The sequence below is a fragment of the Pseudoxanthomonas sp. 134C1 genome (genome assembly GCF_057773065.1).
This window is the reverse complement of sequence record NZ_JBYMTH010000004.1, coordinates 244320-265422: the sequence shown is the minus strand read 5'-3', so window position 1 is coordinate 265422 and position 21103 is coordinate 244320. Positions and strand designations below refer to the sequence as shown.

18 protein-coding genes are annotated in these 21103 nt (G+C 63.2%); 12 read left to right on the top strand and 6 right to left on the bottom strand.

Annotation, left to right across the window (positions count from 1 at the left end; all coding sequences use genetic code 11):
- Positions 1–289: 289 nt before the first annotated feature.
- The 5 genes from AC3DEZ_RS10480 (at position 290) to AC3DEZ_RS10460 (ending at position 5787) form a co-directional block, all read left to right on the top strand.
- Complete coding sequence (locus AC3DEZ_RS10480) at positions 290–700, top strand: pilin (protein WP_488388152.1); 411 nt, start codon at positions 290–292, stop codon at positions 698–700.
- An 800-nt stretch (positions 701–1500) separates the two neighbouring features.
- Complete coding sequence (locus tag AC3DEZ_RS10475; protein ID WP_447103268.1) at positions 1501–1917, top strand: pilin; 417 nt, start codon at positions 1501–1503, stop codon at positions 1915–1917.
- Between the two features lie 120 nt (positions 1918–2037).
- Positions 2038–4020: a glycosyltransferase family 87 protein gene (locus tag AC3DEZ_RS10470; protein WP_488388151.1), complete on the top strand. Its 1983-nt coding sequence runs from the start codon at positions 2038–2040 to the stop codon at positions 4018–4020.
- A gap of 31 nt (positions 4021–4051) precedes the next feature.
- Entirely contained in the window at positions 4052–5203 is a 1152-nt protein-coding gene (locus AC3DEZ_RS10465) for a glycosyltransferase family 2 protein (protein ID WP_488388150.1), read from the top strand.
- Entirely contained in the window at positions 5200–5787 is a 588-nt protein-coding gene (locus AC3DEZ_RS10460) for a class I SAM-dependent methyltransferase (protein ID WP_488388149.1), read from the top strand. Before AC3DEZ_RS10465 ends, AC3DEZ_RS10460 begins: the two co-directional genes overlap by 4 nt.
- Here the strand turns inward: AC3DEZ_RS10460 and AC3DEZ_RS10455 are convergent.
- The gene (locus tag AC3DEZ_RS10455; RefSeq protein ID WP_488388148.1) at positions 5732–6157 is read right to left on the bottom strand and encodes a GtrA family protein; all 426 of its coding nucleotides are present in this window, start codon (positions 6155–6157) and stop codon (positions 5732–5734) included. The genes AC3DEZ_RS10460 and AC3DEZ_RS10455 overlap by 56 nt on opposite strands.
- A gap of 31 nt (positions 6158–6188) precedes the next feature.
- On the opposite strand from AC3DEZ_RS10455, the gene AC3DEZ_RS10450 reads away from it, so the two are divergent.
- The 6 genes from AC3DEZ_RS10450 (at position 6189) to coaE (ending at position 12899) form a co-directional block, all read left to right on the top strand.
- The gene (locus tag AC3DEZ_RS10450; protein ID WP_488388147.1) at positions 6189–6893 is read left to right on the top strand and encodes a class I SAM-dependent methyltransferase; all 705 of its coding nucleotides are present in this window, start codon (positions 6189–6191) and stop codon (positions 6891–6893) included.
- Positions 6890–8023: a glycosyltransferase family 4 protein gene (locus tag AC3DEZ_RS10445; protein ID WP_488388146.1), complete on the top strand. Its 1134-nt coding sequence runs from the start codon at positions 6890–6892 to the stop codon at positions 8021–8023. Before AC3DEZ_RS10450 ends, AC3DEZ_RS10445 begins: the two co-directional genes overlap by 4 nt.
- Positions 8024–8102: 79 nt before the next feature.
- The gene (gene pilB / locus AC3DEZ_RS10440) at positions 8103–9836 is read left to right on the top strand and encodes a type IV-A pilus assembly ATPase PilB (RefSeq protein WP_488388145.1); all 1734 of its coding nucleotides are present in this window, start codon (positions 8103–8105) and stop codon (positions 9834–9836) included.
- Positions 9837–9997: 161 nt separating this feature from the next.
- Positions 9998–11257 carry a type II secretion system F family protein gene (locus tag AC3DEZ_RS10435; RefSeq protein WP_488388144.1) on the top strand — a complete coding sequence of 420 codons (1260 nt, stop codon included), beginning with the start codon at positions 9998–10000 and terminating at the stop codon, positions 11255–11257.
- A 9-nt stretch (positions 11258–11266) separates the two neighbouring features.
- Positions 11267–12130 carry a prepilin peptidase gene (locus tag AC3DEZ_RS10430; protein WP_488388143.1) on the top strand — a complete coding sequence of 288 codons (864 nt, stop codon included), beginning with the start codon at positions 11267–11269 and terminating at the stop codon, positions 12128–12130.
- Positions 12131–12278: 148 nt separating this feature from the next.
- Positions 12279–12899 (top strand): dephospho-CoA kinase, encoded by a 621-nt coding sequence (coaE, locus tag AC3DEZ_RS10425; RefSeq protein ID WP_488388142.1) that lies wholly within the window; start codon positions 12279–12281, stop codon positions 12897–12899.
- A gap of 119 nt (positions 12900–13018) precedes the next feature.
- Here the strand turns inward: coaE and AC3DEZ_RS10420 are convergent, their stop codons facing one another.
- The 3 genes from AC3DEZ_RS10420 to AC3DEZ_RS10410 form a co-directional block, all read right to left on the bottom strand.
- Positions 13019–13978: a Nudix family hydrolase gene (locus tag AC3DEZ_RS10420; RefSeq protein WP_488388141.1), complete on the bottom strand. Its 960-nt coding sequence runs from the start codon at positions 13976–13978 to the stop codon at positions 13019–13021.
- 187 nt (positions 13979–14165) lie between these two features.
- Complete coding sequence (secA, locus tag AC3DEZ_RS10415; RefSeq protein WP_488388140.1) at positions 14166–16904, bottom strand: preprotein translocase subunit SecA; 2739 nt, start codon at positions 16902–16904, stop codon at positions 14166–14168.
- A 161-nt stretch (positions 16905–17065) separates the two neighbouring features.
- Positions 17066–18016, bottom strand: a complete 951-nt coding sequence (locus AC3DEZ_RS10410; protein ID WP_488388139.1) for a peptidoglycan DD-metalloendopeptidase family protein — start codon at positions 18014–18016, stop codon at positions 17066–17068.
- 8 nt (positions 18017–18024) lie between these two features.
- Between AC3DEZ_RS10410 and AC3DEZ_RS10405 the strand changes: the two genes are divergently transcribed.
- Complete coding sequence (locus tag AC3DEZ_RS10405; RefSeq protein WP_488388138.1) at positions 18025–18498, top strand: DciA family protein; 474 nt, start codon at positions 18025–18027, stop codon at positions 18496–18498.
- Between the two features lie 186 nt (positions 18499–18684).
- Here AC3DEZ_RS10405 and lpxC read toward each other — a convergent pair whose 3' ends face one another.
- Positions 18685–19602, bottom strand: a complete 918-nt coding sequence (lpxC, locus tag AC3DEZ_RS10400; protein WP_488388137.1) for a UDP-3-O-acyl-N-acetylglucosamine deacetylase — start codon at positions 19600–19602, stop codon at positions 18685–18687.
- A gap of 233 nt (positions 19603–19835) precedes the next feature.
- A complete protein-coding gene (gene ftsZ, locus AC3DEZ_RS10395) occupies positions 19836–21065 on the bottom strand; it encodes a cell division protein FtsZ (RefSeq protein WP_488388136.1) in 1230 nt (409 codons plus the stop codon).
- Between the last annotated feature and the right edge of the window lie 38 nt (positions 21066–21103).

Genomic DNA, 21103 nt, shown 5'->3' with positions numbered 1-21103 from the left:
GCACACAGCTTGACGATTCTTGTCGCCACAATTGCGAGCCTCCTCACTCTGCGAAAAAGTGTGAACTTCTCCCGTCATTCGCTCGTCGATCCGTCGATATCTTCCCGCCGCGCCAGACAACCGCATCCCGAACTATCCACATTGGTGGGTGCGAGTACAGGCGCTCAATCAGGCTTCCGTTCGCCGCTCCCGAAGGGCATTCGCCATCGATGCCGCGTCACCGGCGCCGCTTCGGAACGGCAACGGATGCACCGTCATTCACCAAGCAAGCAACATGGGGAAGTTACACATGAAGAAGAACAACATGCAGGGTTTCACCCTGATCGAACTGATGATCGTGGTGGGCCTCATCGCCATCCTCGCCGCCATCGCAATGCCGCTCTACCAGGACTACAGCGTCAAGACGCAGGCCACCGCCGCGTACGCCGAAATCTCGCCTGGCAAGACCGGCTTCGAACTTGCAGTGACGAGGGGCAAGACGCCCTCCTTGACGGCAGCAGATGCCGGCTACATCAACATCAAGAATCCAACTACCTACTGCAACGTCGCTCTCACAGCGACCGGCATTGAATGCACGGGTATCAATGGCGTGGCAGGCAAGTTCGTCGGCAAGAAGATCACACTGTCGCGCAACGCTGATGGCGCCTGGAGCTGCACATCCGACATGGACGCACAATACAAGCCCGATGGTTGCGCATAAGTAGCAACCTAGCGCAGAGCGTGGATGTGGTGCTACAAAGCACACACGCACCATTCGCTTGACGAAATCCCAACACGACAAGCCCCGCGAAAGCGGGGTTTGTCGTGTATGCCTATCAATGCAAAGCTATCGCTTTGATACTCCCCTTTGGATCAGGATGACCCGCACGCCGGAGGCCATTCCACGGACCGCAGCATCGACGGAGAACAACGCCGATTCCGGTCGGTAATCCGCTGCTCACAAAGCAAAAAAACGCATTCGGTCCCATCCCGCTGGGCCATAGGCTCAGCACGATTCCCACTCTGGCTGTCCGAGGCTGTTACGGATCTCCCCACGAACGGCGGTCGAAAAACGACGACCGTTTGACAGACGGGCGCACCCGATGCCCTGCGCATCTGCCCCCATTCCCCCTCGTCAGACGCCCATGCGTCAATCTTCCGACCCGGAAAGTGACGCAAATTGTCACTTTGTGCCGCATATTTTCACCTGCAAGCCCTTCTCCCGGATGCCGGTCAACACACGGCCAAATTGTCAGATTGTGATCATTCCCGCGGTTGATCCCCCCTTTTCCCGATACCGCTTCAACGAGATTGATGTCATAGTTATCTCGACTTAGGTGTCTGGGGTCTTTCCCGCGAGCCGTCAAGGAACGGGGAAAGAGGCGCTTACAGTTGGCACACATCCTGCACGTGACTTGAAGCACGTGCGTCGTCTTGCACGGCGCCCACGGTCCACCGCTTAAGGACACGGGGCTGGAGTGTCCTTAACCATCCAAGCCAAATCCTGAAAGGGGAAAGTTCATGAAGAAGAACATGCAGGGTTTCACCCTCATCGAACTGATGATCGTGGTCGCCATCATCGCCATCCTGGCCGCCATCGCGCTACCGGCTTACTCGGACTACACCAAGAAGGCCAAGGTCTCCGAAGTGATCCTGGCCGCTTCCGCCGCGCGCACCGCCGTCTCCGAGTACGCCGCCGGTACCGGCAGCCTGCCGAACGCCAGCTGGACGCCGGAACAGCAGTCCTCCACCTATGTCAGCGGCATTGCGTGGGACGCGGGTACCCGTACCATCACCGCCACCTCGCGCGCCATTCCGAACGTCACCGGCAACATCACGCTGGTCGCGACGATGAACAGCAGCACCCAGCAGGTCACCTGGACCTGTGGCGGCAGCATCCCGAGCCAGTACCGTCCCGGCACCTGCCAAGGCCCGTGATTCAAGCTTCCTGATTTCGGAAAAAGCCCCGCGATGCGGGGCTTTTTTCTTGCGCGGTCCATACAGGATACTTGACGGTTCGGGGATGCAACCCCTTCGGGGAACACCAGCGCTACGCACATGACACGCTCTATTACGTTCGCTTTCAAAGTGCCTGTCCTGGCACTTCTGATCTCGTTGTCGCTCGTAGGCATTTCCGTGTATCTCGGTCGCGACACGCCTTGGGACTACTTCGCATATCACGCGTATGCGGCCCAGACGTTGTTCGGACATCGCTTCAACCAGGACTACTTCGGCGCGGGCATGCAGGGATTCCTGAATCCCATCGGATTCCTGCCGTTCGCGCTCGCGCAGAAAGCCCAGCTCAACAGTCTGGCCACCGGCATCGTCCTGGCCGCCGTCCACAGCCTAAACGGCATCTTTCTGCTGCTGATCAGCCGGGATCTGGTGCGCAGTCGGCCGGAACGGCTACCGCTTCTGGTGCCGGGCACGTTGGTGGGCCTTATCTGCCCCATTCTGCTGGCGCATATCGGATCCACTTTTACCGACCCGGTAGGTTCCGCACTGGTGCTCGGCGCTTTTTGGCTTGTTCTGACCAGGCATACCAACGTTGCGCATGCCGTCGCCGGAGTACTCATTGGCGCGGCGATTGCCGTCAAACTCACCAATCTGGTGTTCGCCATCGCACTTGTCGCGTGCGCGGCGTTTCCGCTGAAGGAGACCGCCCGAAAATGGTTCGGCCGGAACCTCTTATTCGGGTTGGGCTTGCTTGGTGGCTTGGCCGTGTTCCAGGGCTATTGGAGCTTTCTGCTCTACAAATACACGGGAAATCCCCTGTTTCCCTTTTTCAACTCGCTGTTCAAATCCCCTTTGTATGCCACCGATGCAGCAGTCGTCGGACGCTTCGTTCCCGCGACTTTCAGCGAAGCGATGCTGAGTCCGCTGGAGTTGGCGAAGTACAATTCCTGGTCTCACCTGGAAGTATCCGCTCCCAACTTCGCACCTGTCGCGCTCGTTATCGTTGCTGCTCTTGCTGCGCTGTCCCTGCTGGCACGCCGGAACTGGAGAACGGTTTCGCCCCTCAGATATCCGGATGCAGGGAAGTACGCGATCTTCGTCGTGGCATCCTATGTTCTGTGGTTGATGACATCCGGAAATTCACGCTATGCGATTCCGTTGTTCATGGCCCTCGGCCCCGCTGCTACCTTGCTGCTCGGTACTTTCCTGCCGCGCAGGTACGCCATACTCGCAGGCTGGCTTCTGCTCCTCCTGCAGGCATTCGTGACCTACGACGCCGGCGTCAAGCGATGGAACTCCCAGCAGTGGTCCAAGGAGTGGGTGTCCATCGACCTGCCTACCAAACTTGCCGAACAGCCCTATCTTTTCATCTCGCTCGCCCAGAAGTCCCACACCGAACTGGTGACGCGGGTCCACCCGGAGTCCGCATTTGTCGTTCTGGTAAATGGGCAAAACTCCCTGCCCAGCCAAGGGCCGGCGTCCGAAGGGTTGTTCCGAATCATCCGCAGGCATGCCGGGCACATCAAAGTCGTGCTGCAGAGGCCCGCGCTCATCGACACACGCCTTCCGGATGCAGCACTCATCAGTCGGGGCAATGACTATCTGGATCGCCTGAATCTTCGCATCATGGAAGGAACCTGCCAGGAAGCGAACGTCAATGCGGCTCCCCCAATGGACATTCCGATCAATCGACATCTCGAGGAAGCCCTGCCCGAAGAGCTGGTCATTTGCGATGTCATCACCTCTCCTTCCCGCTACGTCGCGCAACGACAGAATGCGGAACGCATATTCGACGCATTCGAGCAGGCATGCCCGGAAATTTTCCACCCACTAGCCCCTCAAATAGAGAAGGTGAACGACATGTGGGTGAGAATCTATCCGAAGTACGACAGTGCGGTACTTATCCTCTCCTACGAAAAGAAGTACATTTCATATGCCTTCACAGGTCAGTTTCAGCCGATTCTTGTAGGGACTCCCGATACTTGGCAGCGCGATGTGGGCAAGTTCGAATGCAAGCTTCCCTATGACGGGAAGCGGGGCTTCGCAGGCTTCGAGGCGGAGATGCAACGCTATGAACGGAAGTAGTGAAATGGCATTCGAGGAAACGCCTCTCCCGTTGGAACTGACCATCCTCATTCCCTGCCTGAACGAGGCAGAGACGATTTCCGCGTGCGTGCAGGAAGCGGTTGCCTTTCTCAAACGGCTGGACATTTCCGGCGAAGTTCTGGTCTCCGACAACGGTTCTTCGGATGGTTCCCAACAGCTCGCGTTGGCGGCGGGCGCGCGAGTCATAGGAGCAGACAGGCGCGGGTACGGCGCCGCGCTCCAATCCGGCATCGAGCACGCGCGCAGTCGATACATCATCATGGGAGACGGCGATCAGAGTTACGATTTTTCCCGTCTTGAACTCATGTTGCAGTCACTGCGGGCCGGCAACGATCTGGTGATGGGCAATCGGTTCAAGGGTGGCATCGGACCTGGCGCCATGCCCTTCCTTCACCGGTATCTTGGGAACCCCGTGCTAAGTGCCATCGGGCGATTGTTCTATCGCAATGACATCGGCGATTTTCATTGTGGCCTGCGCGGTTTCCGGCGCGATGCAATCCTGGAATTGGACCTGAATTCCGACGGCATGGAGTTCGCCAGCGAAATGGTCGTCAAGAGTTCGATGTACGGCCTCAGGATTGCCGAAGTTCCCACCACGCTCCGCAAGGATGGCCGCAGCCGGCCTCCTCACCTGCGCACCTGGCGGGATGGGTGGCGTCACCTCAAATTCCTGTTCCTGCACAGCCCCAGATGGTTGTTCCTGTTCCCCGGTATCGGACTCAGTATGCTGGGTACGGCCCTGATGCTGATCATCTATTCGAACCTGGTGGTGATTGGCCATATCGGCCTGGACATCCATACCATGGCCTACGCGGGCGTCATGGTGGTGGTGGGTTTCCAGATGATCATGTTCTCTTTCCTATCCACGTCCATCGGCATCAGGAACGGATGGTTGCCGCCCGCCAGCGATCGCGCGATGAACCAGCCGTCACTGGAGTTCCTGATCGTCTGTTCGCTGCTGTTGTTGCTTGCCGGGCTGGGTATCAGCGCCTCCGCGTTCATCGACTGGGCACGGTCCGGATTCGGTGCCCTGGATCCCAGGGAGACCATGCGACTGGTGGTCCCATCGACCACTTTCCTCTCGCTTGGCAGCGAACTGTTCATCACCTCGTTTCTGCTGGAAGCCATCCGGATTCCGGCTCGCAGGAGGCTGCTGCCATGACCGGTTACAAGGAGAGGACCCTGCAGGAGTTCCAAACCGCGCTTGCGATGGCGGAGGGAGCGAGGAATGCGCTGGATTTCGGCTCAGGCGATGGCTGGTATGCCGCCCAGTTGTTGAAGCGGCAGTGCTTCGATCGGATCGAGGCGATCGACGTGAAGCTGCGCGATGTCGTGCACTTCACTCCCACTCTCTACGGTGGCGATACGCCTCTTCCCTATCAGGACAGGTCGTTCGACATCGCCTATGCCATAGATGTCCTCCATCACTGTCCTTCTCCCGAGGACAGCCTGCGGGAACTGGCCCGGGTCTCCGACAAGTACATCCTCATCAAGGATCATACTTACCGGACGCGTGCAGGCGAGTATGCACTCGCGGTACTCGATGAACTGGGAAACCGGCGCTTTGGAATTCCGTCTCCGCACAACTATCAGCAGGCGTGGGAGTGGAAGTCGGTACTGGAATCGCTGGGCTGGTCGGAGATGCACAGGACCTGGCCGGCCAGATGCCATCGAGGGCTGCTGGGGGCGCTTACCAATCGCCTCCAGTATGTTTCCCTGTTTCGCAGGAATCCGTTTTCTTCCTGAAGGACCAATTCCGGTGCAGGAAGAAATTGATCACCACCATGGCGGCGGCCACGAGTACGTTGGCGATAAGCGGATGAATGCCCAGCAGGGAAACCATCACGATCATGGCCCCCAGCGCGGACAGCATGCTCGCCATCGAGGCAGTCGTATACCGGATGAAACTTGTGGCGAGCTCGGTCGCACCCGCGTCGAAGGTCCAGGTCCGGTTGAGCCACCACCCCACCAGGTTGACGACCAGGATGGAGATCACCATCGAGGGCAGGTAGTGAAGATGTACGACTTCGGTGGCAACAAGAAGAATGACGAAATTCAAGGCATAGCAGAGACCGCCTACGACGAGGAATCTGGGGGCGGATCTGCGGGAAACCATGGATCTGGCGGGCCTGGAGTGGAGATTGCCGATGCACGACGATAGCAGACTGAAGCCTCCTTTCTGGAAGCACGACGCCTATACGCTGAACCTGCTGCGAGGCGCGCTCACGGCCGGCTGCCAGCGGGCGGCCCGGCCTGCGGGCACCGTGGTCGACTACGGTTCCGGGACCGCGCCGTATCGCGAAGTCGTCTCGCCGCTGTTCGGCGACTATGTAGCCTGCGACATCGCTGCAGGCGAAGGCGTGGATGTGGTCCTGGCCTCGGATCAGCGACTGCCATTCGATGACGGCACGGTGGACTGCGTTCTCTCCGTCCAGGTACTCGAGCATGTCTGGGACATCGACGGCTATCTGCGTGAGTGCGGCCGCGTGCTCAAGCCGGAAGGACGGTTGGTGCTGAGTACGCACGGAACCTGGCTCTATCACCCCCATCCGACCGACTATCGGCGCTGGACCCGTGATGGGCTGGTCAGAGAACTGACGGATCGCGGCTTCGTGCCCGAGAGCATCCAGGCGCTGGTAGGTCCATTGGCCTGGACGACCCAGTTCCGGGCCATCGGCTACCACACCATCCTGTCCCGCCTCGGCCCACCCGGCAAATGGCTGTCGGCGGTCATCTGCAGCTTCATGCACCTGCGCATGAAGCTGGAGGATTGGCTGACCCCGGCGACCATCCGGGAATCGAATTCGGCGGTATACGTAATCGTGGCCACGGGTTCCCGGTCTTCCACATGACGCCGCCGGATTTTCCCGCCGTCGTGGTCGTCAGCGCTTTTTTCCCCCGACATGGAGGAGGCATTGAGCGGGTCGCCGGCCACCTGTCGGAACGACTGGCCCAGGCAGGGTTTCCCTTGCACTGGTTCGCAGGCGGACCGGCGGGCGAGGCACCCGTGGTTCCGGTCCCGGGCCTTCGCGTCACCCGTGCCGCATCTATCGATCCGCTCGAAAGAACCATCGGCCTGCCGGCACCGCTGTGGGGCCTCTCCAGTCTGCGACAGTTGTATCAGGCCATCGGCAAGGCGCGGGTGGTCCATATCCACGACTGCCTCTACCTGTCATCGGTCGCTGCTTTCACCTTCGCCAAAGTCCGCGGCAAGAAGATCCTGATCACCCAGCACATCGGCACGATTCCGTTCCATTCCGGTCTGCTCCGCTTCCTGCATGGATTCGCCAACCGGACGGTCTCTCGTGGAATGTTGAAGTCCGCGGACGCGGTCGCATTTGTTTCACCTACCGTGCATGCCTACTTTTCCGGATTCGTGAAGTTCAGGAATCATCACGACGTCATTTTCAATGGCGTGGATCACGGGACATTCCATCCCGCTGTCCCGGAGCATCCCAGGGACAAGACGCTGAAAATGCTGTTCGTCGGGCGCTTCGTGGAAAAGAAGGGCATCCACCTGTTGCGTGGTTGCATGGATCTTCCCGGCATCGATTGGACCTTCGTCGGCAAAGGCCCGCAAAGCCCTGCCTCCTGGGGCGTCCCGATGGACAATGTGACCCTGCGGAGCGATCTCACCCCGGAACAGTTGGCGGACCTGTATCGTGCGGCGGACCTGATGGTGCTTCCGAGCGTGGGCGAAGGCTTTCCGCTCGTGGTCCAGGAAGCACTGGCTTGCGGACTCCCGGTACTGGTGAGTTCGGAAGTCGCGGGCAGTTTCGCGGATCCGTCTCCCGATGGCGTGTTCATCCATGACGAGCATCACCTCGATCAGGCGCAGGAACTACGCACCTTGCTTGCCTCCATAACCGCCGCTCCCGACCGGCTCCGCGCCCTGCGAAGCGCCGCCCAGGGACTGGCTGGCCGGTGGTCATGGCAAGCCTGTACGGCTCACTATGCCCGGATCATCCGGAGCATGGCCTGAGCCCGGGACGCCGATTCCGCTCGCTTGCTCCGGAATCCCCCGTCTGGCTAGTATCTAGCCGAATTTCAGGAGAACGCGCATGAGTGCCATCCCCACCGCCAATCTGGTTGGCATCACCGGTATCGCGCGCCGTCTCGTCATGGATGGGGCCCTGGATGAAACCACCGCCCGTGGCGCGATGGCGGATGCGCAAGCCGCCAAGGTTCCCCTCGCGCAGTGGGTCGCGGAAAAGAAGCTCGCCTCGCCTTCCCAGATGGCCGCCGCCAACGCCGTCGAGTTCGGCATGCCGTTGCTGGACGTCGCATCCTTCGATGTCGCTCACAACGCGGTCAAACTGGTCAGCGAAGAGCTGTTGCAGAAGCACCAGGTCCTGCCCATCTACAAGCGCGGCAGCAAGCTCTTCGTCGGCGTCTCGGATCCGACCAACAAGATGCAGGCGCTGGACGAGATCAAGTTCCATACCAACCTGGTGGTGGAACCCATCCTCGTCGACGACGATTCGCTGCGGCGGGCGCTCGATCAATGGATCAACGCCAACAGCAACCTAAGCAACACCTTCGGCGGCGATGACGAGGAAGGGCTGGACAATCTGGAGGTCAGCGGCGATGACGAAGCCGCCAACGAATCCGGTGTCGACGCCAAGGGCGACGACACCCCGGTGGTCAAGTTCGTCAACAAGGTCCTGATCGACGCGATCAAGCGGGGTGCGTCGGACATCCACTTCGAACCCTACGAGAACGACTATCGGGTGCGGCTGCGCATCGACGGCATCCTCAAGCAGGTCGCCAAGGCCCCCACCAAGCTGAACCAGCGCATCGCCGCCCGCCTGAAGGTCATGGCGCAACTGGATATCGCCGAAAAGCGCGTCCCGCAGGACGGCCGCATCAAGCTGAATCTCAGCAAGAGCAAGCAGGTGGACTTCCGCGTGAGTACCCTGCCCACCCTGTTCGGCGAAAAGGTCGTGCTGCGTATCCTGGATGGCAGCGCGGCCAAACTGGGCATCGACAAGCTGGGCTACGAGAAGGACCAGCAGAAGCTGTTCGAGGACGCCATCCACAAGCCCTACGGAATGGTGCTGGTCACCGGCCCGACCGGTTCGGGCAAGACGGTGTCGCTGTATACCGCGCTGGGCATCCTGAACGACGAGATCCGCAATATCTCCACGGTCGAGGATCCGGTCGAAATCCGTCTGCCGGGCGTCAACCAGGTGCAGCAGAACACCAAGCGGGGCATGACCTTCGCCGCCGCCCTGCGCAGCTTCCTGCGCCAGGATCCGGACATCATCATGGTCGGTGAAATCCGCGATCTCGAAACCGCCGAGATCGCCATCAAGGCCGCCCAGACCGGCCACATGGTGCTGTCCACCCTGCATACCAACGACGCTCCGCAGACCATCGCCCGCCTGATGAACATGGGCATCGCGCCCTACAACATCACCAGTTCGGTGACCCTGGTCATCGCCCAGCGCCTGGCCCGGCGCCTGTGCTCCAAGTGCAGGCAGCCGGTGGAACTGCCCCACCATGCCCTGGTGGCCGAGGGCTTCACCGAAGCCGAAATCAGTGCCGGCTTCACCCTGTACGATGCCGTGGGCTGCGAGGAATGCACGGAAGGCTACAAGGGCCGTACCGGCATCTACCAGGTCATGCCGATGAGCGAGGAGATCGCCACCATCGTCCTGGAAGGCGGCAATGCCCTCCAGATCGCCGAAGCCGCGCAGCAGGCTGGGGTCCGGGACCTGCGCCAGTCGGCGCTGATGAAGGCCCGCAACGGCGTGACCAGCCTGGCCGAGATCAACCGGGTCACCAAGGACTGAACCTCTCCCGGCATCGACCCAGACTACCCCTGATCCCATTGGGGACAGGGCAGGTTGCCAAATCCTGCCCCGCGTCACAGGCCGGGGGAGTTCCCTTCACGCCGTAAACCGCTACCATGCGGAATGAAGTCCGGTCGGGGAAACCGGACGGGGATACCCTGATGGCCATCAGCCGTTCTGCCGCCAAGAAAACCGCCACGCCTGTCGCACGGGACAACCCGTTGAGCACCTTCGTCTGGGAAGGCGTCGACAAACGCGGTATCAAGATGAAGGGAGAGCAGGCGTCCAAGAACGCCAACATGCTGCGCGCTGAATTGCGCAAGCAGGGCATCACTCCGAACGTCGTCAAGGTCAAGCCCAAGCCGCTGTTCGGTACCACAGGCCGTGCCATCACGCCGAAGGAAATCGCTTTCTTCAGCCGCCAGATGGCGACGATGATGAAATCGGGCGTGCCGATCGTCAGCTCGCTGGAGATCATCGAGGGCGGCCAGAAGAACCCGCGCATGAAGAAGATGATCGGCCAGATCCGGGCCGACATCGAGGGCGGCTCGTCGATGACCGAGGCGATCAGCAAGCATCCGGTCCAGTTCGACGAGCTTTACCGCAACCTGGTCCGCGCCGGCGAAAGCGCGGGCGTGCTGGAGACGGTGCTGGACACCATCGCCAGCTACAAGGAAAACATCGAGGGCCTGAAGGGCAAGATCAAGAAGGCGCTGTTCTACCCGGCCATGGTGATCGCGGTGGCGATCGTCGTCAGCGCCATCCTGCTGATTTTCGTGGTGCCGCAGTTCGAGGAGACCTTCAAGAGCTTTGGCGGTGAACTGCCAGCGTTCACCCAGATGATCGTCGCCATGTCACGATTCATGGTCAGCTGGTGGTGGCTGATCCTGATCATCGTGCTGGGTGCGCTCTTTCTAACCGTCTTCATGTTCAAGCGCTCGCCGGCGTTCCAGCACTTCGTCGATCGCGCGATCCTGAAGGTCCCGGTGGTCGGGCAGATCATGCACCAATCGGCGGTCGCGCGATTTGCACGCACCACCGCGGTGACCTTCAAGGCCGGCGTGCCGCTGGTGGAAGCGCTGGACACGGTGGCCGGCGCCACCGGCAATACCGTCTACGAGAAGGCCATCCACCGCATCCGCGACGACGTGTCAGTCGGCTACCCGCTCAACATGTCGATGAAGCAGGTCAACCTGTTCCCGCACATGGTCATCCAGATGACCGCCATCGGCGAGGAGGCAGGTGCACTGGACACCATGCTGTTCAAGGTGGCCGAGTATTTCGAGCAGGAGGTCAACAATGCGGTGGATGCACTGTCCAGCCTGATCGAGCCCTTCATCATGGTCATCATCGGCATCCTGGTCGGCGGCATGGTCATCGGCATGTATCTGCCCATCTTCAAGCTTGCTGCGACCATTTAAACTCGCCCCATGGCATTTCTCGATCAACACCCCGGCCTCGGCTTTCCGGTCGCGGCCGGCCTCGGCCTGCTGGTGGGCAGCTTCCTCAACGTGGTCATCCTGCGCCTGCCGCGCAAGCTGGACTGGCAATGGCGGCGCGATGCCCGCGAGATCCTGGAGGAGCCGGAGATCTATGACCCGCCGCCACCCGGCATCGTGGTCGAGAGCTCGCATTGCCCGCACTGCAAGCACAAGCTCGCCTGGTTCGAGAATATTCCGCTGATCAGCTGGCTGGCCCTGCGCGGCAAGTGTCGCCACTGCAAGGCGCCCATCTCGCCGCAGTATCCGCTGGTGGAAATGCTGACCGCGCTGCTGGTGGTGGCCTCGGTCTGGCGCTTCGGCTTCGGCTGGCAGGGATTCGGGGCCTCGCTTTTGAGCTGCTTCCTGGTGGCCCTGTCGGGCATCGATCTGCGCACCCGGCTGCTGCCGGACCAGTTGACCCTGCCGCTGATGTGGCTGGGCCTGATCGCCAGTCTGGAAAACCTCTACATGGTGCCCAAGGCCGCGGTCCTGGGCGCGATTGCCGGCTACGTGTCGCTGTGGTCGGTGTGGTGGCTGTTCAAGCAGCTGACCGGCAAGGAAGGCATGGGCCACGGTGATTTCAAGCTGCTGGCGGCCATCGGCGCCTGGGTCGGTCTCAAGGGCGTGCTGCCCACCATCCTGCTGTCCTCGCTGGTGGGCGCCATCATCGGCTCCGTCTGGTTGGCCGCGAAGGGACGTGACCGGGCCACCCCCATCCCGTTCGGACCGTACCTGGCCGTCGCCGGTTGGGTGGTGTTCTTCTGGGGCCAGGATCTGATCGACGCCTACCTGCGGTTCGCGGGCCTGAAGTAGAGCCGGGCCTGCTCGGCCTGGCGACCAGGTTCGCATTTCCCGATTGCCTCCTCCCGTCTCCGGCGCCTGCTCACGCGAGCGGAAGAAAGCCACGGCAGCGGGGCGGTGTCCGCTCTACAAAGGCGCGGTTCCGGCCAATAATGGACGGATGAGCGAATACGTCATTGGACTGACCGGCGGCGTCGCCTCCGGCAAGAGCGCGCTGGAACGGGCTTTCGCCGCGCGCGGCATTGGCATCGCCGACGCCGACCGGGTCGCCCGCGAGATCGTCGAGCCCGGCGCGCCGGCGCTGGCCGAAGTCGTGGCGCGGTTCGGGCAGGGCGTGCTGCAGGTCGATGGGCACCTGGACCGCGCAGCGCTGCGGGCTCGTGTATTCGGCAATGAAATCGAACGCCGGGTGCTGGAAGAGATCCTCCACCCCCGCATCCGCCTGCGCATGCAGGCGCTCTGCCGCGACGCCATCAGCCCTTACGCCATTGCGACCATCCCCCTGTTGACCGAGGGCGGTGGACGTGCCGCCTATCCGTGGCTGTCCCGAATCCTGGTGGTCGATGTCCCTCGCGAAGTCCAGAAGCAACGGTTGATGCTGCGGGACGGCATCGACGACACCCTGGCCGAACGCATGCTGGACGCCCAGGCCAGCCGCCATGAGCGCCTCGCGCTGGCTGACGACATCGTCGTCAACGACGGCGACATCGGTCATCTGGAACACGCGGTCAGCGAACTCGACACGCGCTACCGCCGCCTGGCGACCGAGTCCATCCGGTAGAGGACAGCCCCAAGGTCGTCCCTTCCCCCGCCTGCCGGGGAAGGTGCCGAAGGCGGATGGGGGCAAACCCGTCCGCCCCAGACGTCAAGCGCAGACCCGTCTCTGCCCGGCCCGTCTCTTCACCCGCCCCAGAGACCGCGAATCGCCGCGATGCCCTGCGCGCCGTGCTGGCGCGCCTCGCCGATATGATCCGGCCGCAGGCCACCGATGGCGTACAGGGGCAGCGACACCGCTTCGCGCAGGCGTGCGAAACCTTCCCATCCCAGCGGGGTGCCGCCCGGATGGCTGGCCGTTTCCCGGACGCTCCCGAGCGCCGCGAAATCACATCCGAGATCCTCGGCGCGACGCAGCTCCTCGGCGGTATGGCAGGACGCCGCCACGTGCTGATCATCCGGCAATGGCCGGACCGAAAGCTCCGGCAACTGCGCCGCCCGCAGGTGCACGCCGGTACCGAGTTCACGGGCCAGACCGATGTCCGCATTGATCAGGACGTCGACCCCGGCCGCCTGGCAGGCCGCCACGGCGGCCTGCGTCAGCCGCCGCCGCCTGCCCTCTTCCACGCCGGGCATGCGCAGTTGGATCCGGCGGACGTCGGCGGTGGCCAGGCTTCGTTGCAAGGCGCCAAGCCAGGCGGCATCCGCCACTTCCGCGGGCGATGGGGTCACCAGGTACCGGTCCGGGTGCAGCAGCGCCGCGACCACCGGCCGGTCGGCCGGCGGCATGGCATAACGCGGTAGTTTTTCCGGTACCACCCAGGCCAGCGCCTGGCCCTCGTGCCCGCGCGGCGAGCCCTTCCAGGACAGCACCCGGCGGACATCCAGGCGCAGACGCTTGTCCGGATACTGCTGTGGCACATTGATGATGGGCTCGCCCACCTCGGCGGTGATGCCCAGTTCTTCCTGCAACTCGCGGATCAGCGCCTCGGCCTCGGTTTCGCCCGCTTCGCGCTTGCCGCCCGGGAATTCCCAGCACCCGGCCAGATCCCGGCCTTCGGTACGCCGGGCCAGCAGAATACGGCCACGGGCATCGGTGATGACGCCGGCAACGACGTGGATCGATCGCAGAGGTTCGGAGGACATGGCTGAAGCTTGCCGGTAATTTCCGCACGAATGCAAATGCGAGGGGTCATGCCGCGCGGTGCGGGACTCACGAGGAGGGACGAGGGAGCGGATCTGGTTTGCTGGGTGCTGGCACACCGCCAGAACGTCCAAAAAAAGACAGGCGCCTCGCGGGCGCCTGTCTTTTCTCAAATCGACTTGCCGGTGATCAGGCCAGCTGGCCGTGGCAGTGCTTGAACTTCTTGCCGCTGCCGCAGGGACAGGGGTCGTTTCGGCCGACCTTGGGACCGGCTTCGGCCGGCATCGCCACGGGTCGCCCGGCCAGTGCGGCCTGGGCCTGCTCGGCTTCCTCGTCCGCGCCGTAGCCGCCGGCGTCGGCGTGCTGGAACTGCATCTGCCTGGCCTGCGCCTCGGCCATCGCGCGCTCCTGCGCTTCCAGCGCCGCCACTTCCTCCTCGGTGCGGATGCGGACGCGTGCCAGCATGGTCACGACCTCGCGCTTGACCCGCTCCAGCATCTCGGAGAACAGCTCGAAGGCTTCCTTCTTGTATTCCTGCTTCGGCTGCTTCTGGGCGTAGCCGCGCAGGTGGATGCCCTGGCGCAGGTAGTCCATGCGGGCCAGGTGTTCCTTCCAGTTCTTGTCCAGCACGGTCAGCATGATGTGCTTTTCCAGCGCGCGCATGGTTTCGCCGCCGATGACCGTTTCCTTTTCATCGAAATGGCTGTCCATCGCTTCCTGGACGCGCCGCTCGATGGCTTCGGCATCCAGTTCGTCCGCCTCCTTCGGCCAGGCCGTGATCGGCAGCGACAGGGCCATTTCCTCGGCCAGTTCGCGTTCCAGTCCGGCGAGATCCCACTGGTCGTCGACCGAATTCGGCGGCACGAAGCGCGCCACGCTCTCGGCCACCACGTCGCCGCGGATGCCGTCGATGTTTTCCTTGACCGAATCGGCCTCCAACAGTTCGTCGCGCTGGGAATAGATGACCTTGCGCTGGTCGTTGTTGACGTCGTCGAAATCCAGCAGGTTCTTGCGGATATCGAAGTTGTGCGCCTCGACCTTGCGCTGCGCCTTTTCGATCTGGCGGCTGACGAGGCGATCCTCGATCACGTCGTCTTCCTTCATGCCGATCAGCTTCATCGCCTTCTGGACCCAGTCCGAAGCGAAGATGCGCATCAGGTTGTCTTCCAGCGACAGGTAGAAGCGGGACGAACCCGGATCGCCCTGGCGGCCGGAACGGCCACGCAGCTGGTTGTCGATGCGGCGCGATTCATGGCGTTCGGTGCCGATGATGTGCAGGCCGCCGGCGGCCTTGACCGCTTCATGGCGCTGCTGCCATTCGGCCTTGACGCGCTGGCGATCCGCGTCGGTGGCGTCTTCCGGCAACGTCTCCAGTTCCACTTCCAGCGAACCGCCCAGCACGATGTCGGTACCGCGGCCGGCCATGTTGGTGGCGATCGTGACCGCGCCGGAGCGACCGGCCTGGGCGACGATGTGCGCTTCCCGCTCGTGCTGCTTGGCGTTGAGCACTTCGTGCGGCACGCCGGACTTGTTGAGGAACTCCGACAGCATCTCGGAGGTTTCGATCGAGGTCGTGCCGACCAGCACCGGCTGGCCGCGCTGGTAGCAATCCTGGATGTCCGCCAGCACCGCGTTGAACTTGCCCTTGCGGTTGAGGAACACCTGGTCGGGCGAATCCTTGCGCACGGTGGGGCGATGGGTCGGGATGACGATCACTTCCAGGCCGTAGATGCTCTGGAACTCGTAGGCTTCCGTGTCCGCCGTACCGGTCATGCCGGACAGCTTCTTGTACATGCGGAACAGGTTCTGGAAGGTGATGCTGGCCAGCGTCTGGTTCTCGCGCTGGACCGGTACGCCTTCCTTCGCCTCCACCGCCTGGTGCAGGCCGTCCGACCAGCGCCGGCCCGGCAGGGTGCGGCCGGTGAATTCGTCGACGATCACCACTTCGCCGTCGCGCACGATGTAGTCGACGTCGCGCTGGTAGATCGCGTGAGCGCGCAGCGCGGCGTTGAGGTGATGGACGACGGTGAGGTTGTTGGCGCCGTACAGGCTGTCCTCTTCATCCTTCAGGATGCCGGCCTGCAGCAGCAGCGCTTCGGCATGCTCCATGCCCGCTTCGGACAGATGGACCTGCTTGCCCTTCTCGTCGACCCAGAAGTCGCCCTCGCCTTCCTCGCTCTCCTGCTTGATCAGCTTCGGCACGATCTGGTTGACGCGCAGGTAGAGTTCGGGGGATTCGTCGGCCGGGCCGGAAATGATCAGCGGCGTGCGCGCTTCGTCGATCAGGATGGAGTCGACTTCGTCGACGATGGCGTAGTGCAGGCCGCGCTGGAAGCGGTCCTCCTTGGCCATCGCCATGTTGTCGCGCAGGTAGTCGAAACCGAATTCGTTGTTGGTGCCGTAGGTGATGTCGGCCGCGTAGGCCGCATGCTTGTCACTGTGCGGCATGCCCGGGTAGACCACCCCGACCGACAGGCCTAGCCAGTTATACAGGCGGCCCATCCAGGCCGAGTCGCGGCGCGCCAGGTAATCATTGACGGTCACCACGTGCACGCCCTTGCCTTCCAGCGCATTGAGGTAGACCGGCAGGGTCGCGACCAGGGTCTTGCCTTCACCGGTGCGCATTTCGGCGATCTTGCCCAGATGCAACACCATGCCGCCGATCAACTGGACGTCGTAGTGGCGCATGCCCAGCACGCGGCGGCTGGCTTCGCGGCAGACCGCGAACGCTTCCGGCAGGACCTTGTCCACCGACTCGCCATCGGCGATGCGCTTCTGGAACTCCGGGGTCTTGGCCTTGAGTTCGTCGTCGGAGAGCTTCTCCATCTCCGGTTCCAGGGCATTGATTTTGCCGACGCTGCGTTGGAGCTGCTTCAGCAGGCGTTCGTTGCGACTGCCGAAGACACGGGTGAGCAAGTTGTTGATCATGTAAGGAACCGGTTGGAAATGAGCGTCGGGGGCCGTCGTCAATCACCCTGGCGGGAACCCCAAAACGAAACAGGGCGCTATGCGCCCTGTCTGGCAACACCGTATTGTAGCTTGGGGCGCCCCCGGGGGAATCAACCCTGCCGGAGGTCCCGCGCGGGCGCTCAGCCGCGCTTGATCTTGCCGACCGGGGTCGGGCCGTCACCCAGGAACTTGCGCGGGTTGACCACGCGGCCGTTTTCCCACACCTCGAAGTGCACGTGGGCGCCGGTCGAGCGGCCGGTCGAACCGGCCTTGGCGACTTCCTGGCCGACCCGCACCAGATCACCGGACTTCACCACCAGACGGGAATTGTGCGCGTAGCGGGTGACATAACCGTTGCCGTGATCCACGTCGACCACGTTGCCGTAGCCGCCCTTGATGCCGGCGAAGCTGACCACGCCGTCGGCCACCGCCAGCACGGGATCCCCGACGCTGGCCTTGAAGTCGATGCCCTTGTGGTACTGACCGCCACCGCCGAACGGATCAGCGCGGCCACCGAAACCGGAGGTGATATAGCTATTGGCGATCGGCATGCGCGAAGGCGTGGCGTTCTTGTCCAGCTCACGGTTGAAGAGCAGGGCTTCCAGCACCGACAGCTGCTGGCCGGAGGCGGCGAACTGGCGCTCCAGCTGGCCGACGCCCTGATCCAGTTCGGCCGGCGACATGTCATAGGCCGCGTCGTTGCCGCCCACGCCCACCGGTTCCTCGAAATCGAACTCGCCGTCCTGCAGCTGGCCCATCCGGGTCAGGCGGTCACCGAGCGCATTCAGGCGGTTGGCCTGTGCCTGCAGTTCACCCAGACGCGCGGCCATCGCGTTGATTTCCTGCTGCGCACCGCGACGCACCTGCTCCAGTTCGGCATCCTGGCGTTCGGTCTTGGCCTGCAGCAGCGAGACCTGGGCCATGCCCATGGCGCTGCGCCCGGCCAGGCCGGCGACCAGGCCGACGGCGAGCAGACAGGAAGCGACGGTGAGCGGCCTTGCGTGGACCAGGACGCGTACCTTGTAGGCGGGGCCGGCGAGATGTTGGACCAACCAGGCACGCGAATTGTTTACGATGTTTTGAAAAGCCATAGATACCGATGTCTGATTCGAAGTCCAAGCCGCGTGGCGCAAGCACTCCGCAACCGGCCCTCCAGGCCGCGTTGACGGACGCTGCCGCCGACCCGGTTCGTCGCGCCATCTGGCTCGACAACCTGGAACAGCAACTCCGCCCCTGTCTCCCGCCCGCCCTGGCCCCGCATTGCCGTCTGGCAAACGTGGCCGGCGAACGGCTCGTTTTTATCGTCGACTCCCCCGTGTGGCGAGCCAAACTCAGGCTCGCCTCCGCCGAACTGCTTGATGCCGCCCGATCCGTCGGACTGACGGTCACCGAGGTGACCATCAAAACAACAACCGCCCCGCTCCACCCGAATTCCCGGGCAGAAACCACGGCACCACCTGTTCCGGAAGCCTCGCGTAAAGCGCTTGCGGCTGTCCTGGCATCCTTGGAATCCCCGGACTCCGCCGGAGAAGGTACTGCTCCTGACAACCGGCGCGGCGGGCGGAAGCGCTAGGTCCCGCGACGCGAAGGCGAAAGCATGGTACCGGGCATGGCAGCCCGGGTCGTTAGACGAAAGTTAAAAACAAGTTAAATTCAGGCTCAAAATAAGACCTGAATCACATAAACGACAATGGACTCCGGACGCATCCCGCCGGATACGGTTTCAGGAGAAAACATTCGCTGGGGAATGGACTGGCGGTCAGGCCGTGGCGGTCGCGGGGGCGCCGTAGAGCACCGGCGACGGGTGGCCGGTGTCCTCGAATGTCACTTCTTCCCAGGCCTCGGGCTGGGCCAGCAGCGCGCGCACCAGTTTGTTGTTGAGGGCGTGACCGGACTTGTAGCCCTCGTAGGCCCCCAGGATCGGCCGCCCGGCCAGGTACAGATCGCCAATGGCATCGAGGATCTTGTGGCGGACGAACTCATCGGCGTAACGCAGGCCGTCGTCGTTGAGGACGCGGAACTCGTCCAGCACGATGGCGTTGTCCATCGAACCGCCCAGGCCCAGATTGCGTTCGCGCATGTATTCCAGGTCGCGCATGAAACCGAAAGTGCGGGCCCGCGACACTTCCTTGATGTAGGCGCCGGTGGAGAACTCCACCTCGGCGCGCGACTGCGAGGCCGGAATCATCGGATGGTCGAACTTCACCGTGAAGCCGACCCGGAAACCGTCATGGGGTTCGAACCGCGCGACCTTGTCGCCTTCGGTGACTTCCACCGGCGACTTGATGCGGATGAAGCGCTTCGGCGCTTTCTGTTCGGCGATGCCCGCGGATTGCAGCAGGAACACGAAGGGGCCCGCGGAACCGTCCATGATCGGCAGTTCGGCCGAGGACAGTTCGACGTAGACATTGTCCACGCCCAGGCCCGCCAGCGCGGACATCAGGTGTTCCACCGTCTGTACCTTGGCGCCGTCGCAGCTCAGGCCGGTGCACAGCGTGGTCTCGGTGACCAGTTCGGCACTGGCCGGCATTTCCACCACCGGATCCAGATCCACACGCCGGAACACGACGCCGGTATCCACCGGGGCCGGACGCAGCGTCATGTAGACCTTTTCGCCGCTGTGCAGGCCCACGCCGGTGGCGCGGATCACGTTCTTGAGGGTGCGTTGCTGGGCCATCGGAGGGGGACCGAGGTGAAGGTGCTGACCAAGAGCGGCGAGAATAGCACGCAATTAGCTGAATCTTAACGGAAGAATTGCTTTGTCCCACGGCTGAAACAATGCCGCGCGAGCCTGTCCGGTTCCCGATGGGACGGAAAGGGCTGCCGGGCCGGGCAGGCCCGGCAGCGAAGGGACATGGCGGTACCGCGCCCTCCCCCGGACCGGCGGGAGGGGTGTTCAGATGGCGGAGGTCAGTCCGCCTGACGGCGCAGGAACGCCGGGATGTCCAGGTAGTCCGCCGGCAGATCGGCCGAGGCGGGCGCCGAGGACGGTGCCGAGGCGGCGGCCGGAGCCGCCGAGCCACGGCGCAGGCCCAGGCCGCCAACGGCGTCGGCCACCGGATCGACGTTGGCCATCGCGTCGAACGCCGGCAGGCCGGTGGTGGCGTCGCGGACCAGCTTGATCGGCGCGCGCACCGGCTCGCGGTCCAGGCCACGGCCCACCGGCTGGCGGGCGACGGAGCGGTTCAGGCCGGTGGCGACCACGGTCACGCGGACTTCGTCCTGCATGTCCGGATCCAGCACGGTGCCGACGACCACGGTGGCGTCCTCCGAAGCGAAGCCCTCGATGGTGCGGCCCACTTCGTCGAACTCGGCCATGGTGAAGTCGGGGCCGGCGGTGATGTTGACCAGGATGCCGTTGGCGCCGGACAGGTTGACGTCGTCCAGCAGCGGGTTCTGGATGGCGCTCTCCGCCGCCGCCTGGGCGCGATCATCGCCACGGGCGTGGCCGGTACCCATCATCGCCAGGCCCATTTCGCTCATGACGGTGCGCACGTCGGCGAAGTCGACGTTGATCAGGCCCGGGCGCACGATCAGGTCGGCGATGCCCTGCACGGCGCCGAGCAGCACGTCGTTGGCGGCGCGGAACGCCTGGATCATCGTCGCGTTGCGGCCCAGCACGGTGATCAGCTTCTCGTTGGGGATGGTGATCAGCGAGTCGCAGTGGTGGCTCAGTTCCTCGATGCCCTTCAGCGCGACCTGCATGCGGCGGCGGCCTTCGAACGGGAACGGCTTGGTGACCACGGCGACGGTCAGGATGCCCATCTCCTTGGCCAGCTGCGCCACCACCGGCGCGGCGCCGGTGCCGGTGCCGCCGCCCATGCCGGCGGTGATGAACACCATGTCGGCACCGTCCAGCGCTTCGATGATGCGTTCGCGATCTTCCAGCGCGGCCTGGCGGCCGACTTCCGGATTCGCGCCCGCGCCCAGGCCCTTGGTGACGTTGCCGCCGAGCTGCAGCTGCAGCTTGGCGCCACAGTTCTTGATCGCCTGCGAATCGGTGTTGGCGGTGATGAATTCAACGCCGTCCACGCTGCCATTGACCATGTGCGCCACGGCATTGCCGCCACCGCCGCCCACGCCGATGACCTTGATCACCGCATTCGGAGCCATCTTCTCAACCAGTTCAAAATGTGCCATGTCCGTTGTCCTCTTTGGGCCGGGAATCGGGAATGGAG